At 68.8% G+C, this 17,872-nt stretch carries 17 protein-coding genes; 10 read left to right on the top strand and 7 right to left on the bottom strand.

Annotated features, from left to right (window positions below):
• Positions 1-18: 18 nt before the first annotated feature.
• Positions 19-573 carry an orotate phosphoribosyltransferase gene (gene pyrE, locus ABH936_RS06660; RefSeq protein WP_038570314.1) on the bottom strand — a complete coding sequence of 185 codons (555 nt, stop codon included), beginning with the start codon at positions 571-573 and terminating at the stop codon, positions 19-21.
• Between the two features lie 28 nt (positions 574-601).
• Positions 602-1,384: an SDR family NAD(P)-dependent oxidoreductase gene (locus ABH936_RS06655; protein ID WP_404602906.1), complete on the bottom strand. Its 783-nt coding sequence runs from the start codon at positions 1,382-1,384 to the stop codon at positions 602-604.
• A gap of 85 nt (positions 1,385-1,469) precedes the next feature.
• Between ABH936_RS06655 and ABH936_RS06650 the strand changes: the two genes are divergently transcribed.
• Together ABH936_RS06650 and ABH936_RS06645 are read left to right on the top strand one after the other, a co-directional pair.
• Positions 1,470-2,258 (top strand): exodeoxyribonuclease III, encoded by a 789-nt coding sequence (locus ABH936_RS06650; RefSeq protein WP_006946080.1) that lies wholly within the window; start codon positions 1,470-1,472, stop codon positions 2,256-2,258.
• Positions 2,259-2,465: 207 nt separating this feature from the next.
• Complete coding sequence (locus ABH936_RS06645; RefSeq protein ID WP_404602905.1) at positions 2,466-3,938, top strand: flavin-containing monooxygenase; 1,473 nt, start codon at positions 2,466-2,468, stop codon at positions 3,936-3,938.
• A 76-nt stretch (positions 3,939-4,014) separates the two neighbouring features.
• Here ABH936_RS06645 and ABH936_RS06640 read toward each other — a convergent pair whose 3' ends face one another.
• The 5 genes from ABH936_RS06640 to ABH936_RS06620 all read right to left on the bottom strand — a co-directional run bounded on the left by ABH936_RS06640 (position 4,015) and on the right by ABH936_RS06620 (position 8,851).
• Complete coding sequence (locus ABH936_RS06640) at positions 4,015-4,389, bottom strand: hypothetical protein (RefSeq protein ID WP_131940591.1); 375 nt, start codon at positions 4,387-4,389, stop codon at positions 4,015-4,017.
• Between the two features lie 163 nt (positions 4,390-4,552).
• On the bottom strand, positions 4,553-5,800 hold the full coding sequence (locus ABH936_RS06635; protein WP_404602904.1) for a glucose-1-phosphate adenylyltransferase family protein: 1,248 nt from the start codon (positions 5,798-5,800) through the stop codon (positions 4,553-4,555).
• A 112-nt stretch (positions 5,801-5,912) separates the two neighbouring features.
• The gene (locus tag ABH936_RS06630) at positions 5,913-6,428 is read right to left on the bottom strand and encodes a tRNA (cytidine(34)-2'-O)-methyltransferase (RefSeq protein ID WP_404602903.1); all 516 of its coding nucleotides are present in this window, start codon (positions 6,426-6,428) and stop codon (positions 5,913-5,915) included.
• 19 nt (positions 6,429-6,447) lie between these two features.
• Positions 6,448-8,106 carry an AMP-binding protein gene (locus ABH936_RS06625; protein WP_404602902.1) on the bottom strand — a complete coding sequence of 553 codons (1,659 nt, stop codon included), beginning with the start codon at positions 8,104-8,106 and terminating at the stop codon, positions 6,448-6,450.
• Between the two features lie 118 nt (positions 8,107-8,224).
• The gene (locus tag ABH936_RS06620; RefSeq protein ID WP_404602901.1) at positions 8,225-8,851 is read right to left on the bottom strand and encodes a TetR/AcrR family transcriptional regulator; all 627 of its coding nucleotides are present in this window, start codon (positions 8,849-8,851) and stop codon (positions 8,225-8,227) included.
• A gap of 371 nt (positions 8,852-9,222) precedes the next feature.
• Here ABH936_RS06620 and ABH936_RS06615 point away from each other — a divergent pair, with 371 nt between their 5' ends.
• The 8 genes from ABH936_RS06615 (at position 9,223) to ABH936_RS06580 (ending at position 17,746) form a co-directional block, all read left to right on the top strand.
• The gene (locus ABH936_RS06615; protein ID WP_404602900.1) at positions 9,223-9,762 is read left to right on the top strand and encodes a Fic family protein; all 540 of its coding nucleotides are present in this window, start codon (positions 9,223-9,225) and stop codon (positions 9,760-9,762) included.
• Between the two features lie 201 nt (positions 9,763-9,963).
• The gene (locus tag ABH936_RS06610; protein WP_259879150.1) at positions 9,964-10,167 is read left to right on the top strand and encodes a hypothetical protein; all 204 of its coding nucleotides are present in this window, start codon (positions 9,964-9,966) and stop codon (positions 10,165-10,167) included.
• Between the two features lie 90 nt (positions 10,168-10,257).
• Positions 10,258-10,692 (top strand): PASTA domain-containing protein, encoded by a 435-nt coding sequence (locus ABH936_RS06605; protein ID WP_404602899.1) that lies wholly within the window; start codon positions 10,258-10,260, stop codon positions 10,690-10,692.
• Positions 10,693-11,162: 470 nt separating this feature from the next.
• The gene (locus ABH936_RS06600) at positions 11,163-12,740 is read left to right on the top strand and encodes a carboxyl transferase domain-containing protein (protein WP_404602898.1); all 1,578 of its coding nucleotides are present in this window, start codon (positions 11,163-11,165) and stop codon (positions 12,738-12,740) included.
• Positions 12,741-12,745: 5 nt separating this feature from the next.
• Entirely contained in the window at positions 12,746-14,875 is a 2,130-nt protein-coding gene (locus tag ABH936_RS06595) for a biotin carboxylase N-terminal domain-containing protein (protein ID WP_404602897.1), read from the top strand.
• 137 nt (positions 14,876-15,012) lie between these two features.
• Complete coding sequence (locus ABH936_RS06590) at positions 15,013-16,188, top strand: acyl-CoA dehydrogenase family protein (protein ID WP_241725096.1); 1,176 nt, start codon at positions 15,013-15,015, stop codon at positions 16,186-16,188.
• A gap of 90 nt (positions 16,189-16,278) precedes the next feature.
• Positions 16,279-16,824 (top strand): MaoC family dehydratase, encoded by a 546-nt coding sequence (locus tag ABH936_RS06585; RefSeq protein WP_404602896.1) that lies wholly within the window; start codon positions 16,279-16,281, stop codon positions 16,822-16,824.
• A gap of 88 nt (positions 16,825-16,912) precedes the next feature.
• Complete coding sequence (locus ABH936_RS06580) at positions 16,913-17,746, top strand: HpcH/HpaI aldolase/citrate lyase family protein (RefSeq protein ID WP_404602895.1); 834 nt, start codon at positions 16,913-16,915, stop codon at positions 17,744-17,746.
• Positions 17,747-17,872 lie beyond the last annotated feature (126 nt).

Here is a 17,872-nt window from a genome sequence, read left to right as displayed (position 1 = left end):
GCGCGGCGTGACAGACGCTCAGGCGAGGCCGAGATCTTCCATCGAGAACGCGCTGACGTAGGTGAGGCCCTCGGCCTCGATCTTCTCCTGCGCACCGGTGGCACGGTCGGCGATGGTCGCGACGCCGACGACCTCGGCGCCCTCCTCACGGCACGCGGCGACGGCTTCCAGCGGCGAGGCACCCGTCGTCGTCGTGTCCTCGACGACGAGCACGCGACGACCCTTGATCGAGGGGCCCTCGATGCGCTGTTGCAGGCCGTGCGCCTTGCCGGCCTTGCGGACGACGAACGCGTCGACCTGCTCCCCCGCAGCAGCCGCAGCGTGCAGCATCGACGTCGCGACGGGGTCAGCACCGAGCGTCAGACCGCCGACGGCGACGTAGTCGAAGTCCTTCGTCAGATCGCGCATGACGCGTCCGACGAGCGGCGCAGCCTCGCCGGAGAGAGAGATGCGACGCAGATCGACGTAGTAGTCGGCCTCCTTGCCGCTGCTCAACGTCACCTTGCCGTGCACGATGGCGTTGTCCTTGATGAGTTGCAGCAGGCGGGCGCGGTCTTCGGCGATGTTCGTCATGCCGTCCATTCTATTTGGCGGGGGTTCCTCAGTCGCGCGGCCGATGACGGTTGCTCAAAGCGCCCGCGCGCACGATGGAGCGCGGCACGTGGCGCAGCAACTGCGTCGCGACCTTGTACTGCTTCCCCGGCACCGAGATGACGCGGCCGGCGTCGACGTCGGCGAGGCAGTCGCGCACGAGGCGGTCGGCGTCGAGCCAGAGTCGCTTGCCGATGGCCGAGGTCTTGTCGACGTCGATGTCGGCGCTCGCGTGGAAGTCGGTGTGGGTGAAACCTGGGCACAGCGCGGTCACCGTGACGCCCGTGCCCGCGAGCTGGCCGGCGAGCGACTCGCTGAACACGGTGACATACGACTTCGCCGCCGAGTAGGTGCCGCTCGCCATGAACCCCGCGACCGACGAGACGTTGATGATCGCGCCCCGCCCCCGCTCACGCATCGCGCGGCCTGCGGCGTGGCTGAGCACGACGACGGCCTTGACCATGACGTCAACGGAGGCGATCTCCTTCTCGACGTCGGTGTCGAGGAACGCCGTCTTGAGCCCGAAGCCGGCGTTGTTGACGAGCACCTCGATGGGGTCGCTCGCCTGCGCGACACGCTCGGCGACGCGCTTGAGATCGTCAGCGTTGGCGAGGTCGGCCGCGAGGACCTCGGCGTGCACGCGGTAGCGCTTCTCGAGGTGTTCCTTGAGCTCCTCGAGCCGGTCGGCGCGCCGCGCGACCAGGACGACGTTGTCGCCGCGCGCCGCCAGCTGCTCGCAGAACTCCTTGCCGATGCCGGCGCTCGCGCCGGTGACCAGTGCCCATTTCGTCATGCTCACCACTGTGCCACTCGTCGCCGACAACCGCAGGATCCCGCTGGTTTCGAGGGTTGTCGCAGGGCCCGTCTAGGGTTGAGGCATGCGAATCGCCACGTGGAACGTCAACTCCATCCGCACCCGCGTCGACCGCGTCATCGCCTTCCTCGAACGTGGTGACGTCGACGTGCTCGCCATGCAGGAGACGAAGTGCAAGGACGAGCAGTTCCCCATGGCCCGCTTCGAGGAAGCCGGGTACGAGGTCGCCCATCACGGGCTGAACCAGTGGAACGGTGTCGCGATCGCCTCGCGCGTCGGCCTCGAGGACGTGCAGATCGGCTTCGAGGACATGCCCGGCTTCGGCGACCCCATCGCGGCGGAGGCCCGCGCCATCGCCGCCACGTGCGACGGGGTGCGCATGTGGTCGCTCTACGTGCCGAACGGTCGCGAGATCGGCCACCCGCACTACGAGTACAAGCTCGACTGGCTCGCCGCGCTGCGCGCCGACGGCGAGAAGTGGCTCACCGAGAACCCCGAGGCGCAGATCGCGCTGACGGGTGACTGGAACATCGCGCCGAGAGACGAAGACGTCTGGGATCCGGCGTTCTTCGAGGGCAAGACGCACGTGACGCAACCCGAGCGTGACGCGTTCCAGGCGATGATCGACACAGGCTACGCCGACGTGGTGCGCCCGCACACGAACGAGCCGCGCACCTACACGTACTGGGATTACACGCAGCTGCGTTTCCCCAAGAAGCAGGGCATGCGCATCGACTTCGCCCTGTGCTCCCCCGCCCTCGCCGGGCGCGTCCAGGGCGCCGTCATCGACCGCGACGAGCGCAAGGGCAAGGGTGCGAGCGACCACGCGCCCGTCATCGTGCAGCTCGACTGACAGCGTCTTGACTGACGAGTCGGCTGGCAGCGTGACGGCGCACGGTGCGATCAGCCGAGCCCAGCTGCGTCAGTCCGTGTCGTTCGAGTCAGTCCTGCGTGACGCAACCGGCACTGACTGACGCAGTGGCGGCGCGAGCAGCGCCATCACGCGCCGTCGGCTGTGTCGGTGCGCGATGGCGGCGGTCGGCCCCGTTAGGTTGGTGCGGTGAGCACTGTGGCAGAGGTGGACGTCGTCGTCGTCGGCACCGGTTTCTCCGGGATCGGCATGGCCGTGGCGCTGCAGGACGCCGGCCGCAGCTTCGTCATCCTCGAGAAGGCCGACGAGATCGGTGGCACGTGGCGTGACAACCGTTATCCCGGTGTTGCCTGCGATGTGCCGAGCCACCTGTACTCGTTCAGCTTCGAGCTCAACCCGTACTGGTCGCACACCTATTCGCGCGGTGACGTCATCCAGGACTATCTGCTCGCCGTCGTCGAGAAGTACGAGCTGCGCGAGCACATCCGCTTCGACACGGCGCTGCACGCCGCCGACTTCGACGAGTCGAGCGGCGTGTGGACGATCGCGACGCACTCCTCGGACGGTTCGACGCACACCGTCACCGCCCGCGCACTCGTGCTCGGCGTCGGTGCGCTGCACCTGCCGCACATCCCCCTCATCGACGGGCTGCACACGTTCGCCGGCGAACTCATCCACACCGCAGCCTGGCCTCGCGACAGTTCGATGTTCGGCCGCCGCGTCGGCATCATCGGCACGGGCGCGTCGGCTGTGCAGTCCATCCCGGCGCTCGCCGAGGACGCCGAGCACCTCACCGTCTTCCAGCGCAGCGCACCATGGATCATGCCGCAGCGCAACAGCGAGTACTGCGACGCGACGATCGACCGCTTCCGGCGTCACCCCGCGCTCATGCGGGCCCATCGGGCTGCACTGCGCCGACGCAACGACCTGCGTGCCGTCGCGTTCGACAGCCAGCCGCGGCTGCTCGAACTCGCCTCCCGCGAGGCCCGACGGCACCTGGCCAACCAGATCAAGGATCCGCAGCTGCGCGAGAAGCTGACCCCCACCTACACGATGGGGTGCAAGCGCGTCCTGCTGTCCGACACGTACTATCCTGCCCTCGCGCGCGCCGACGTCGACGTCGTGACCGACGACGTCGTGGGCGTGACGCCCGACGGCGTCGTCACCGCCGACGGTACCCTGCACGAGGTTGACGCCCTCGTGCTGGCCACCGGCTTCGACCCCCGCGGCTCGTACGCCCACCTCGACATCACCGGGCGTGACGGCCGCTCGTTCGCCGAGGAATGGCAGACCGGTGTCGAGTCCTATCTCGGCGTGACGATGGCCGACTTCCCCAACCTCTTCATGCTGCTGGGGCCCAACACGGGCCTGGGGCACACGAGCGTCGTGCTCATGATCGAAGCGCAGATCGCCCACGTCATGACGCTGCTCGACGAACGCGATCGCCGAGGCGCCCACGCCGTCGAGGTGCGCCCCGAACTCGTGCCCGCCTTCACGCGTGAGATGCGCGAACGCAGCGGTCGCTCGGTGTGGACGCAGGGCGGCTGCACCTCCTGGTACCTCGATGACGACGGCGAGAACCGCACCCTGTGGCCCGGCGGGGTCGGCGAATACGAACGGCGCCTCACCGAGCCGTCGGCCGTCGACTTCCTCTTCACCTGAGCACACCGGCGAGCCGGCCGGAGTCGTTCGCCTTACCTGCGCTCCCGCGCCTTGTCATGCGCGAACGAGAGCCCGGCTACCGTCGCCCGATGCCGGCGAGTTGCGCCTGACGATGGCGCTCCCGATGAGTCATCCGCGCGAGGACGAGTTGCTCAGGCGTCCGACGGTTCTTGGCCTGCTGGAACGAGACGGCGTAGATGAGCGGGCCCACGACGGGCAGGACGCCGACGAGCAGGGCCCAGCGGTACATGGCGTCCTCGGTGTCGGCGACGAGACTCGGCCACTTCTTGAGGCTGCGGGTCGCCACGATGGCACCGGTGAGCCACAGCGCCGGGGCGACGACGAAGAGCAGGACGGCGACGACGACGAACCAGTGGATGAACGTCGCGAGCGCCTCCGCGTTGGGATCGTCCGCGACCGCGAGCACACCGTGAGTTGCGAAGATAGTCATGCGTCGACGGTAGGCATGTCACGGGGTGTGCCGTCGGCGCCGGTCGCAAACCCTGTGGACGAGGGTGCAGGACGGCCGCGGAAGGCCGCGCAGCCGTCATCGTCCACAGCCGTCGGCGCCCCTGCGTCACCCCACGGGGTTGCCGGGGCGCCCCCGGCGCGGCTCAGCCAACCACGTCGCCGGGTTCGATCTGCTCCCCCGGCTTCACGACATCGCGCACGGTGGCACCCGCGCCGATGACGGCGATGTCCGCGTCGCGCGCCGCGGTGGCGGCAGGGGCTGAGCCGACGCGCGCTCCTCGGCGCACCGCGACGTCGACGTCGACGATCGCGGTGCGCACCTCGGCACCCTTCTCGATGACCGTGCCGTCGAGCACCACGGCATCCTCGACGACGGCCCCCGCGCGCACGATCACGCCCGGCCCGAGCACCGAGCGGCGCACGGTGCCGGCGATGTCGCACCCCGGCGACACGTAGGACGCGTCGACGACAGCCCCTTCGCGCACGCGCGCCGCGCACTTGTTCGTCGCGAGGGTGCGCATCGGCCACGCCTCGTCGTCGAAGATCGGCACGTCACCACGCACGAGGTCACGGTGGGCCCGCAGGTAGGTCTCGGGGCGGCCCATGTCCATCCAGTACCCCTCGAGCGCGTGGGTGCGCACACGTCCACGCGCGACGAGCGTCGGGATGAGGTGCTCGGCGAAGTCGCCGAGGCCGGTCTCGTCCTCACCGTCGGCTTCAGGGCGCGTCGCTTTCTCGGCTTCGTCGAGGGCGTCGAGCAGCGCCGCCGTGCGGTAGACGAAGACCTCCGCGGAGATCGTTCCGTGGGCCGGGTCCTCGGGCTTCTCGTCGATGCGGGTGACCTTGCCGGTGGCGTCGCTCGTCACGACAGCCTTGTTCGACGCCTCCGTCACAGGCACCTCGGTGGTGACGATGGTGAGGTCGGCGCCCTTGGCGAGGTGAGCGGCGACGACGTCCCGCAGGTCGAGCGTGAACACCTGATCGGCGCTCAGCACGACGGTCACGTCAGCGTTCTCGTCGGCGATCTGATGACGGATGCGGTACAGGTCGTCCGCGTTGCCGCTGGCGAACCCACCCGTGCGCACGGCGTCGATCTCCTCGGGCACGATGCGGCGGAAACCGCCGTCGTTGCGGTCCAGATCCCAAGGGCGTCCGTGCTGCAGGTGCTTGTCGAGCGTGCCCGCGCGGTACTGCACGGAAACCCAGACGCTGGAGATACCCGAGTTGACGAGGTTCGACATGGCGATGTCGACGAGCTGGTGCGTGCCACCGAACGGCAGCGCCGGTTTCGCGCGGTGCGTGGTGAGCACACCCATCCGTGAGCCCTTACCTCCGGCCTGGACGATGGCGAGCACGCGCGGAGCGTCGGTCAGGGGCATGTGAGCGGCCATGCCGCCATCCTGCCAAGGCGACCTCCCCGCGTCGAGCCGGCGTCGCATCCTGTGTTCATGACCGCCCCGCCGCACACCCCGCACCGGGCACCTCGCGTCTCACGCGGGAAACTCATGCCTCCCGTCGTTGGGCGTCAGCGCTCAGCGCCTCGAGGGTGCCGGTGCCGTCATCAGCCGCGCCGGTGAAGCCGAGCTGACGCCATGCCTCATACGCGACGACGGCGACCGCGTTGCCGAGGTTGAGGCTGCGGTTGTCGGGGCGCATGGGGATGCGCAGTCGCTCGTCAGCGCTGAACGTCGCGAGGAGATAGTCAGGCAATCCTGTTGACTCGCAACCGAAGACGAGGACGTCGTCGTCACGGTAGTCGACGGCGTCGTACCGTCGCCGGGCATGCGACGTCAGCGCGAGCCATCGCCCGGGGCAAGCGGCGCGGGCCGCGTCGATGTCCGCGTGCACGTGGACGTCGGCCAACTCGTGGTAGTCGAGCCCGCCGCGGCGCAGCAGGCGGGCGTCCATCGAGAAACCGAGCGGTTCGACGAGGTGCAGGCTCGCGCCGACGTTCGCGGCGAGGCGGATGATGTTGCCGGTGTTGGGCGCGATCTGCGGCGCGACGAGGACGATCTGCACGCCCGCGAACCTACCAGCGTCACTTCATGTACTGCGGCGCCTCTTCGCGCAGGTCGATCTTGCGGATCTTGCCCGTCACCGTCATCGGGAATTCATCCATGACGCGCACATAGCGCGGCACCTTGTAGTGCGCTAGCTTGCCGTCGCAGTAGGCGCGCAGCGATTCGACCGTCAGCGGCTTGGCGCCGTCGACCATGCGGACGCAGGCCATGAGTTCCTCGCCGTACTTCTCGTCGGGCACGCCGATGACCTGCGCGTCGACGATGTCGGGATGGTTGTAGAGGAACTCCTCGATCTCTCGCGGGTAGATGTTCTCGCCGCCGCGAATGACCATGTCCTTGATGCGCCCCGTGATCGCGACGTACCCGTCGTCGTCCATGGCGGCGATGTCGCCTGTGTGCATCCAGCCGTCGACGATGGCTTCGGCGCTCTTGTCGTCCTGGTTCCAATAGCCGAGCATGACCGAGTACCCCTTGGTGCACAACTCACCCGGCTCACCGCGCTTGACGGGCTCGTACGTGACGGGGTCGACGACCATGACCTCGAGGTGCGGGCCGACGCGCCCGACCGTCTGCGTGCGCTGCTCGACGGTGTCGTTCTTGCGTGTCTGCAGCGACACGGGCGAGGTCTCCGTCATGCCGTAGCAGATGGAGACCTCCTCCATGTGCATGCGCGCCATGACCTGACGCATGGTGTGCTCGGGGCAGGGCGAGCCGGCCATGATGCCGGTGCGCAGGCTCGTCAGGTCGTAGCGGTCGAAGTCGGGCAGCGCGAGTTCGGCGATGAACATGGTCGGCACGCCGTAGAGGCTCGTACAGCGTTCGTCGACGACGGTCTGCAGGGTGACGGCGGCGTCGAAGCCCGGCGCGGGGATGACCATCGTCGCGCCGTGCGAGGTGCAGGCCAGGTTGCCCATGACCATGCCGAAGCAGTGGTAGAACGGCACGGGGATGCAGACGCGGTCTTCGGCTGTGTACGAACAGAGTTCGCCGACGAAGAAGCCGTTGTTGAGGATGTTGCGGTGACTCAGCGTCGCGCCCTTGGGGAAGCCGGTCGTGCCGCTCGTGTACTGGATGTTGATGGCGTCGGTGTTCTTCAGCGACTTCTGGACGGCGGCGAGGCGCTCGCGTCCGCCGTCAGCGAGAGCCTTCGCGCCCGCGTCGGCGAGGTCGCTCCACGACGTCTCGCCGATGAGAACGACGCACGCGAGGTCGGGGCACTCGCCGCGCACCTGCTCGATCATGCGCGCGTAGTTGCTCGTCTTGAACTTCGGGGCGGCGATCAGTGTCGTGATGCCGGCCTGGCCCAGCACGTACTTGAGTTCGTGGCTGCGGTAGGCGGGGTTGATGTTGACGAGGATGGCGCCGATCTTGGCCGTCGCGTACTGGGTGAGCGTCCACTCGGGGCAGTTGGGCGCCCAGATGCCGACGCGGTCGCCCGTCGCGACGCCGGCGTCGAGCAGGGCCAGGGCAAGTGCGTCGACGTCGTGGAGGAGCTGGGTGTACGTCCAGCGACGGCCGCTCGCCACGTCGACGAGCGCCTCACGATCGGGATGTGCAGCGACGGTCGCGTCGAGGTTGTCGCCGATCGTCTGCTCGATCAGAGGCGATTCGGGCGCCCCACGCGTGTGGCTGAGCGTCGGGTCGAGGTCGTTCTCGAGGGTGTCGGTGGCGGACATCGGCTCTCCTCCGGTCGAGTCATCCGTGACTCGCATCACAGGATTTCAGTGAACCACATCACACCGTCTCGGTTAATGGTTCTTAACTGAATTTCTCGACGGGCGGAACGACCCGGCTTCACCCAGCAGGGCGCAGCGCCGCGAGCGCCATCGCGCGCAGGACGGCTCGGGTGCGTTCGCGGTGAGCTTCGACCGCGGTCTTCGTCCTGCCTGTCGAGTGCGGCGTCGAGTTGAGCGCGCCGAAGCCGGCGTGGGCCTTGATGCGGGCTTCGGCGTCGTTGAGAGAGGGGTCGACGTCGCGCAGCACGCCGACCCAGATCTCGACATATTGGCGCTGCAGCTGTCGCACGTCGCGACGAGCGGCTGCGTCGAGGCTTGCGAGATCGCGGCCCTGCACGCGGATGAGCGCCGGCTTGGTCAGGGAGAAGTCGATGTGGAAGTCGACGAGGTTCTCGAGCGCCTCGTCAGCCGTGGCGGCGTCGGCGACGACGCGCGAACCGTTCTCGAGGAGATATCGACTGATGCCGACGAGCAGTTCGGCGAGCACCGCTTCCTTGTTCGCGAAGTGGCGGTAGACGGCGGGGCCGCTGATGCCGACTGCGCTGCCCAGGTCTTCGAGACGCACCCCCGCGAGCCCACGCTCGGCGATGAGGCCCGCAGCGGCATCGAGGATTTGCTGACGCCGGGCAGCCTTGCTGCGCTCCCGGGCCGTCAGCTCCGCGCCTGCCGCGACGTCGAGCGCCATGCGAACCCCCGTGGGCGAGAGACAGATACCAACGATTGAGTTAATCACAATGAACTGAAATTGCGGAGGTCCGACGATGCCCTCGAGCCTCACCCGCCTCCCAGCGGCCACTCACTGCGCAGGCTGCTCGGGGAGCACGCCCGCCGGAGACGGACGAACTGCTCGCCGCAGCCGAACGTGGCGTCCGCACGCTCTCGCAGGCAGCGGGCGACCTCGCGGGCATCCCCAGTTTCTTGCTGCGATCGGAGGCGATCGCCTCGTCGCGCATCGAGGGAATCGCGCCGTCAGCTCGCCAGGTGGCACTCGCAGAGCTGGGGCAACGTGAGGCCGTACACGGAATCAGCGAACAGGCCCAGATGGTGGCCGACAACATGACGGTTGTGCGCGACGCAACGAGCCGACTCGTCGAGATGCCCGGCCTCACGACGGAGGCAATTGTCGAGGTCCACGCCGCCCTCCTGCCGAACGAGCCGCGACGTCACGGCCTGAGAACCGTGCAGAACTGGATCGGCGGTTCCGACTGGCACCCTATCGACGCAGACTTCGTTCCTCCGCCCCCCAACGAGGTGCGCCCCCGCATGGGTGACCTCGCGGCGTATGTCAACGGCGCCGCGCATTCACCGATCGCGCAGGCCGCCCTCGTTCATGCCCAGTTCGAGACGATCCACCCGTTCACCGACGGCAACGGACGCGTCGGACGAGCCCTCATCCACACGGTGCTGGCCCGCCGCGGGTTCACCACGGACGCCATCCTGCCCATCAGTCTGGCGCTCTCGACGCTGCGCGAGACCTACGTCGAGGGTTTAACGATCTACCGTACGGATGCGCCGCCCCTGACGCCTGCCGGTCTGCGGGCGCGCGCGCAGTGGGTCCACTCGTTCGCCGAGGCCGCGTTGCTCGCCTGCGAGTAAGCCGGTCGGATCGCACACGAACTGCACGAGATTCGTGCGGACTGGGACGACAAGGTCACCCGCGCACGCCGGGAGCGCGGCACCCGCACCAGACCGCGCGCCGACTCCGCCACCGCCAGGGTGCTCTCGCAGCTTCCCGCGACGCCTGTGCTCACGGCCGCCACCGTCGCGAGCATCCACGACGTCTCCGAGGTGGCAGCCATGCGCGCTCTCGACAAGCTCTGCTCGGCGGGCATTCTCGAGACGAAGTCGATCGGCGACGCTCGTCGCGCTTTCGTCTGCCCCGGCGTCCTCGACACCATCACGTGGGCAGAGCGTCGCCTCGCCAGCACCACGTTCGACACCCGTGCCAGCGCCCCGCTGCCCGGAACATCCGCGGCTCCCGCTCGCAGGACCGCGGACTGACGGGCAGTGGACCCGGCCGCGCGATGGCTTCGTCGCGCCATGACGCTCGAACCCCGCACGGGGCCGCGCTGCGACCGATACCCTCGACACGTGAACAAGACCAGCCTCCTCGCCCTGACCGCGGCCCTCGCCCTCGCCGGTTGCTCGAGCAACGACACCGACAAGGCCGAGGACGCCGCAACCAGTGCTGCGTCGCAGGCCACGAGCGCGGTGGCGAGCGCAGGCTCCGCAGCATCGAGCGCAGCCGGCGATGCCAGCTCCAAGGCCGTCGGGGCACAGGCCGAGCCGTTCACCATGCCCGACGAGACCGGCAAGACCTTGCAAGCCGCGCAGGACGACGTGCAGCGGGTCTCCGGCAACCCGCTCTACGTCTCGTACTCGGACGACGCGCTCGGCACGAGCCGCCCCCAACTGCTCGACAAGCACTGGAAGGTCTGCTCACAGACCCCTGCGGCCGGAACCGAGGTCAAGGACGGCGTCGACGTGCGGTTCAAGACCGTCAAGCTCGACGAAACCTGCCCCTGACACAGGGCCCCGCCACCCGACACCGGGTGCCGGGTTATGCCGGTCGTGCCGCCACGGCGCAGAAGCGAACTGCGGCACCCCGTCAAGAAACGACACTGCGGCTCACACGCGCCGCGCGAGCCGGCCGCGCTCGCGGCCACCCCTTCACATGCGATGCCGCGGCACGTACGGCCGTCGCCATCCAGCCGCGCGCATGCGCAACCCCACTCACCATGACGCTCGCCTCGCCGACTCGGAAACCCCGTGACACGAATGCGACACGGCCGGATGACGACGCTGCGCGCCGCGAGCGGCCCACCGCCCACCGCTCACTGCGACGACTCCCGCCACGTGCTCGGGCGAGGACACCGGGCAGACCTCCCCGCTCACCACACTTGAGTTAATTGTGATTAACTGAATGCGCGAGTGACGCAGGTCACCTGATCGCTCGCACCGACCCGTCCCACCGACGTCACGGGGTGAGCGAACGCATGGCCTTCGACCAAGCCGCCAACCGAGCCGAGCATCTGCGCCTGCTCGACGAGCTGAACGACAAGCTGGCCCGCGCTGCGAAGGGTGGCAGCGACAAGTCGCGCGAGCGCCACGTCGCCCGCGGCAAACTGTTGCCGCGCGACCGCGTCGAGACGCTGCTCGATCCGGGCAGCCCGTTCATCGAGCTCGCGCCCCTCGCCGCCGACGGCATGTACGACGACGAGTGCCCCGGCGCCGGCGTCATCGGCGGTATCGGCCGCGTCGAGGGTCGCGAGTGCGTCATCGTCGCGAACGACGCGACCGTCAAGGGCGGCACGTACTACCCGATGACGGTGAAGAAGCACCTGCGCGCGCAGGAGATCGCGCGCGAGAACAACCTGCCGTGCATCTACCTCGTCGACTCCGGCGGAGCGTTCCTGCCCAAGCAGGACGACGTGTTCCCCGACCGCGACCACTTCGGCCGCATCTTCTACAACCAGGCGACGCTGTCGGCGAAGGGCATTCCACAGATCGCCGCCGTCATGGGTTCGTGCACCGCCGGCGGCGCCTACGTGCCCGCGATGAGCGACGAGACCGTCATCGTGCGCGAGCAGGGCACGATCTTCCTCGGCGGCCCGCCGCTGGTGAAGGCTGCGACGGGCGAGGTCGTCACGGCCGAGGATCTCGGTGGCGGCGACCTGCACTCGAAGGTCTCCGGCGTCACCGACCACCTCGCCGATGACGACCACGACGCGCTCATGACGGTGCGCAGCATCGTCAGCACGCTCGGGCCGAAGCCCGAAATCCCTTGGCGCACCGTGGAACCCCGCGACGCGGTCCATGACCAGGAGCGCCTCTACGACGTCGTCCCCGTCGACCTGCGCACACCGTACGACGTGCACGATGTCATCGAGACGATCGTCGACGCCGGGGGGTTCCACGAGTTCAAGGCCGAGTACGGCAAGACGCTCGTCACCGGGTTCGCGCACATCTACGGCCACCCCGTCGCGATCATCGCGAACAACGGCGTGCTGTTCGGCGAATCCGCGCAGAAGGGCGCGCACTTCATCGAGCTTGCCGACAAGCGCAAGACGCCGCTGCTGTTCCTGCAGAACATCACCGGTTTCATGGTGGGCCGCGAGTACGAGGCCGGGGGCATCGCCAAGCACGGCGCGAAGATGGTGACGGCCGTCGCCTGCGCGCGCGTACCGAAGTTCACCGTCGTCATCGGCGGCAGCTACGGTGCCGGCAACTACTCGATGTGCGGGCGCGCCTACTCGCCGCGATTCCTGTGGATGTGGCCCAACGCGCGCATCAGCGTCATGGGCGGTGAACAGGCCGCGAGCGTGCTCGCGACGGTGCGCGGCGACCAGCTCGAAGCCGCCGGCACCCCGTGGAGCGACGACGACGCCGAGACGTTCAAGGCCCCGATCCGCGAGCAGTACGAGACGCAGGGCAACCCCTACTACTCGACCGCCCACCTCTGGGACGACGGCGTCATCGACCCCGCCTCCACCCGCGACCTCGTCGGACTCGCCCTCGAGGCCTGCTCCGGCACCGACCTGCCCGACGTCAGCTACGGCGTCTTCCGGATGTGAGTGAGATGACCTCGAACACGACCTCCGCCCCCGACGCGAACGTCGAGAAGCGCGACATCGCAACGGTTCTCATCGCCAACCGCGGCGAGATCGCCGTCCGCGTCATGCGCACGCTGCGCCGCATGGGCATCCGCAGCGTCGCCGTCTACACCGACGCCGACGCGAGCGCGCTGCACGTGCGCGAAGCCGACGTCGCCATCAACCTGGACCGTCTCGACGTTGCGCGCGGTGACGCCAGCGCCCCGGTTCGCACGAACTACCTCAGCATCCCCGCCGTCATCGAGGCGTGCCGCATCAGTGGCGCCGACGGCGTGCACCCGGGCTACGGGTTCCTGTCGGAGAACACCGCGTTCGCGGCTGCGTGCGAGGAGGCGGGCATCGCCTTCCTCGGCCCCGGCAGCCGCGCCATCGAGACGATGGGCGACAAGATCACGGCGAAGACAGCCGTCAGCGCGTTCGACGTGCCCGTCGTGCCCGGCCTCGCCCGACCCGGCCTGAGCGACGACGAGCTCGTCGCGGCCGCGAGCGAGGTCGGTTTCCCCGTCCTCATCAAGCCGAGCGCCGGCGGCGGCGGCAAGGGCATGCACGCCGTCGAGCGCGCCGAGGACATGGCCGACGCCGTCGCGCGCGCCCGTCGGGAGGCCGCCTCGAGCTTCGGCGACGACACGCTGTTCCTCGAACGGTTCGTGCTGCGCCCGCGGCACATCGAGGTGCAGGTCATCGCGGACAAGCACGGCAACGTCGTGCATCTCGGCGAGCGCGAGTGCTCGCTGCAGCGCCGTCACCAGAAGGTCATCGAAGAGGCACCGTCACCGCTGCTCGACGACGCCACGCGTGCACGAATCGGCGAAGCGGCCTGCAACACAGCACGATCCGTCGACTACGTCGGTGCGGGGACGGTCGAGTTCATCGTCAGCGCCGACGTGCCCGACGAGTTCTTCTTCATGGAGATGAACACGCGCCTACAGGTCGAGCACCCCGTCACCGAACTCGTCACAGGCCTCGACCTCGTCGAGTGGCAGGTGCGCGTGGCCGCCGGTGAGCCGCTCGGGTTCACGCAGGACGACGTGACGCTGACGGGCCACGCCATCGAGGCGCGCGTGTACGCCGAGGACCCGGCGCGCGGCTTCCTGCCCACGGGCGGCGAGGTCATCTCGCTGTCCGAGCCGACGGGCGCCGGGGTGCGCGTCGACTCGGGGTTGCGCGTCGGCACGATCGTCGGCAGCAACTTCGACCCGATGCTGAGCAAGGTCATCGCCTACGGCCCCGACCGCGCGTCCGCCCTGCGAGGCCTCGACGCGGCGCTGGCGAAGACGCACATCGGCGGCGTCGTGACCAACATCGATTTCTGCCGCTTCCTGCTCGCCGACCCCGACGTCGTCGCCGGGCGCCTCGCCACCGGCCTGCTCGACGCGCGCGTCGCCGACTACGTCGCCACCCCCGCGCCCGACGGCGTGCTCGTCGCCGCAGCGTCGGCCTCGTTGGGGCTCGCCGACGGTGGCGACCTGTGGGCCGGGCGAGACGGATGGCGCACCGGCCACAACAGCCCTCGGCGCGCCCGCTTCGCCGTCACCGACCCGAGTGAGGATGCCAGCGGCATCGTCGAGGTCGCCCTCACCCACCACCGCGACGGCGAGGACGTCACGATCAGCCGCGACGTGCCCGCCTCCGTGACGGCGGCCCGCGGCGACGGTGAGTCGACGCGACTCGCCGTCGTGATCGCGGGCGAAGACACCGGCGACGGAACGCGATTCGTCATCGACGCCGACGGCGAACGCCGCACGTATCGCACCGCGATCTCGAGCGACAAGAGCGGCACCCGCACGGTGTGGGTCGACTCACCAGACGGGACGTTCGCGCTCAAGGAAGCACCACACGTCAGCCTGCGGTCGTCGGCTGCGGCCAGCGCCGGTGGTGGCATCACGAGCCCGATGCCGGGCGCCGTCATCGCCGTGCAGGTGGCCGATGGTGCCGAGGTCGTGGCGGGTGACGTCGTCGTCATCGTCGAGGCGATGAAGATGGAGCACTCCCTCACCGCACCGATCGACGGCACCGTCGAGATCCTCACCCCCGCAGGCACTCAGGTGGCCGTCGACGAGGTGCTCGCTCGCATCACACCGCCCGACGCCTCCTGACCCCATCCCTCCGCATCCCACCCCACTCTTTCCGCCTCTTCAGCCCCCCGCCGAGCCCTGAAACTCTGCGTGCAAGTGCACCCGGGTGCACTTGCACGCAGAAGGGGTAGACGCCCACACACCCGTAGGAGACCGCCATGACCGACTTCATCGCGCAGGGCAATCTGCCCGACGAGTACGCCGACCTCGCGAAGGGCGTGCGCGACTTTGCGCAGCGTGTCGTCGCGCCTGTGTCGGCGCAGCACGACAAGGACCACACGTTCCCGTACGAGGTCGTCTCCGGCATGGCCGAGATGGGCCTGTTCGGCATCCCATTTCCCGAGGAGTTCGGTGGCATGGGCGGCGACTACTTCGCCCTGTGCCTCGCGCTCGAGGAACTCGCGAAGGTCGACCAGAGCGTCGCCATCACCCTCGAGGCGGGCGTCGGGCTCGGCGCGATGCCGATCTACCGCTTCGGTTCGCAGGAGCAGAAGGAGCAGTGGCTACCGATGCTCGCGTCCGGTGAGGCGCTCGGCGGCTTCGGTCTGACGGAGGCCGGCGCCGGTTCTGACGCGTCCGGCACGCGCACGACGGCCAAGGAAGACGGCGACGAGTGGGTCCTCAATGGCTCGAAGCAGTTCATCACCAACTCGGGCACCGACATCACGAAGCTCGTGACGGTGACGGCGGTGACGGGCGAGTCGCAGACGGCTGATGGGCGCGTCAAGAAGGAGATCTCGACAATCATCGTGCCGGCGAACACGCCGGGTTTCACGGCTGAACCCGCCTACGACAAGGTCGGTTGGAATGCCTCCGACACGCATCCGCTGTCGTTCTCGGACGTGCGCGTGCCGAAGGCGAACCTGCTCGGCGAACGCGGCCGCGGGTACGCGAACTTCCTGCGCATCCTCGACGAGGGCCGCATCGCCATCGCGGCCCTGGCGGTCGGTGCGGCGCAGGGATGCGTCGACGAATCGGTGAAGTACGCAAAGGAACGTCAGGCGTTCGGGCACGCGATCGGCGAGTACCAGGCCATTCAGTTCAAGATCGCCCGCATGGAGGCGCGGGCTCACACGGCGCGTTCGGCGTACTACAACGCGGCGGCACTCATGCTCGCCGGCAAGCCGTTCAAGAAGGCCGCGTCGATCGCGAAGATGGTCGCGTCGGAGGCCGCGATGGACAACGCCCGCGACGCCACGCAGATCCACGGCGGCTACGGCTTCATGAACGAGTACGTCGTCTCGCGTCACTACCGCGACTCGAAGATCCTCGAGATCGGCGAGGGCACCACCGAGGTGCAGCTCATGCTCATCGCCCGCGAACTGTCCTTGTGACCCCCGATGTTGCCCGGGTTTCGGGGCGCGGGCGCCCCGAAACCCGGGCAACATCGACTCGACGAAAGATCGACTCGACGAAAGGCCGTCATGCCCCTTCCTGAAACACCCCAAGACGCCTCGGGCGACGACGCCGCTACCGGCCCCGAATCGGGCGAGCGACAGCCCAAGCGCATCACGCAGCGTGGACTGTGGTTCGAGGAGTTCGAGGTCGGCGCGATCTATGAGCACCGCCCCGGACGCACCGTCACCGAGGCCGACAACGTGCTGTTCACGACGCTGACGATGAATACTCAGGCCCTCCACCTCGACGCCGAGTACGGCGCGGGGACGGAATTCGGCGAGCGCCTCGTCAACTCGATGTTCACGCTCTCGACGCTCGTCGGGCTGTCGGTCGCCCAGCTGACGATGGGCACGATCGTCGCGAACCTCGGGTTCAGCGAGATCAGCTTTCCCAAGCCGATGCGCCACGGTGACACGATGTACGCCGAGACGCTGATCGAGGACAAGCGCGAATCGAAGTCGCGCCCCGGCCAGGGCATCGTCACGCTGCGGCACGTCGCGAAGAACCAGCTCGGTGACGTCGTCGCCGTCGCGGTGCGTCAGACGCTCGTGAAGTGCGCGCCGTCGGCCTGATGCACACCTGGTGACGGTTGGGGTGGATGGGGACGTTCAGACGTCACCATCCACCCCAACCGTCACCGTCTACCGACCGGAGGAACTCATGGACACAAGCACCTCGTGGACGATGCCGGGGCCGGGCTGGCTCTTCTGCCCGGCGGACCGCCCGGAGCGCTACGCGAAGGCCGCTGCGGCGGCGGACATCGTCATCCTCGATCTGGAGGACGCCGTGAACCTGGCGGACAAGCCCGCGGCACGTCAGGCCCTCATCGACGCATTCAATTGTGACGGCGCACCGGACGTCGAGGCGATCGTCGTGCGCGTCAACGCCGCGACGACGGACGAGTTCGCCGCCGACCTCGTCTGCCTGGAGCAGCTACCCGTCCGTCGCGTCATGCTCGCCAAGACCGAGACGCGCGCCGACGTCGACGCGCTGCCAGACCACGACGTCATCGCCCTCATCGAATCTCCTCTGGGCGCCGTCAACGCCGCCGAGATCGCTGCCGCCCCGAACGTCGCCGGGTTCATGTGGGGCTCCGAGGACCTGACGGCGGGCCTCGGTGGGCGCCGCAGTCGCCTGGCCGACGGGAGTTACCACCCGATCGTTCAGCAGGTGCGCGGCAACGTCCTGCTGGCCGCGAAGGCGCACGGCTGCTTCGCACTCGACTCCGTGTTCATGGACATCGGCAACCTCCTCGCCCTGCGCGCCGAGGCCGACGACGCCGTCGCCATCGGTTTCGACGCGAAGGTCGCCATTCACCCCAAGCAGGTCGCCACGATCCGCGACGCCTACGCCCCGACCGATGAGCAGATCGACTGGGCCACGCGCCTCATGGACGCGGCGAAGCACGAACGCGGCGTGTTCACGTTCGAGGGACAGATGGTCGACGGGCCGGTGTTCAAGCAGGCCGAGCAGATCCTGCGGCGCGCGAACTGACGCAACGCGGCCGGTGGGGCAATGACGGAGGCTGCTCCGAGCTGGCGCTGCGGCGGCGCCCAGGGCCCGCTCATCCCGCATCGCGGCCACGTCGGGCCCTCGACGGCGAGGTTCCGGCAGGCCCTT

This window comes from Dermacoccus sp. GAS27A (assembly GCF_044909235.1).
Lineage (GTDB): Bacteria > Actinomycetota > Actinomycetes > Actinomycetales > Dermatophilaceae > Dermacoccus > Dermacoccus nishinomiyaensis.
Note: the sequence above shows the minus strand (reverse complement) of the source record. Positions and strands in the feature narration are given on the sequence as shown.

Excerpts from the sequence above, each read along its gene's own strand:
- pyrE (WP_038570314.1), bottom strand. The coding sequence starts at position 573 with ATGACGAACATCGCCGAAGACCGCGCCCGCCTGCTGCAACTCATCAAG.
- ABH936_RS06655 (WP_404602906.1), bottom strand. The coding sequence starts at position 1,384 with ATGACGAAATGGGCACTGGTCACCGGCGCGAGCGCCGGCATCGGCAAG.
- ABH936_RS06650 (WP_006946080.1), top strand. The coding sequence starts at position 1,470 with ATGCGAATCGCCACGTGGAACGTCAACTCCATCCGCACCCGCGTCGAC.
- ABH936_RS06640 (WP_131940591.1), bottom strand. The coding sequence starts at position 4,389 with ATGACTATCTTCGCAACTCACGGTGTGCTCGCGGTCGCGGACGATCCC.
- ABH936_RS06635 (WP_404602904.1), bottom strand. The coding sequence starts at position 5,800 with ATGGCCGCTCACATGCCCCTGACCGACGCTCCGCGCGTGCTCGCCATC.
- ABH936_RS06625 (WP_404602902.1), bottom strand. The coding sequence starts at position 8,106 with ATGTCCGCCACCGACACCCTCGAGAACGACCTCGACCCGACGCTCAGC.
- ABH936_RS06620 (WP_404602901.1), bottom strand. The coding sequence starts at position 8,851 with ATGGCGCTCGACGTCGCGGCAGGCGCGGAGCTGACGGCCCGGGAGCGC.
- ABH936_RS06615 (WP_404602900.1), top strand. The coding sequence starts at position 9,223 with ATGACGGTTGTGCGCGACGCAACGAGCCGACTCGTCGAGATGCCCGGC.
- ABH936_RS06610 (WP_259879150.1), top strand. The coding sequence starts at position 9,964 with ATGCGCGCTCTCGACAAGCTCTGCTCGGCGGGCATTCTCGAGACGAAG.
- ABH936_RS06600 (WP_404602898.1), top strand. The coding sequence starts at position 11,163 with ATGGCCTTCGACCAAGCCGCCAACCGAGCCGAGCATCTGCGCCTGCTC.
- ABH936_RS06595 (WP_404602897.1), top strand. The coding sequence starts at position 12,746 with ATGACCTCGAACACGACCTCCGCCCCCGACGCGAACGTCGAGAAGCGC.
- ABH936_RS06590 (WP_241725096.1), top strand. The coding sequence starts at position 15,013 with ATGACCGACTTCATCGCGCAGGGCAATCTGCCCGACGAGTACGCCGAC.
- ABH936_RS06585 (WP_404602896.1), top strand. The coding sequence starts at position 16,279 with ATGCCCCTTCCTGAAACACCCCAAGACGCCTCGGGCGACGACGCCGCT.
- ABH936_RS06580 (WP_404602895.1), top strand. The coding sequence starts at position 16,913 with ATGGACACAAGCACCTCGTGGACGATGCCGGGGCCGGGCTGGCTCTTC.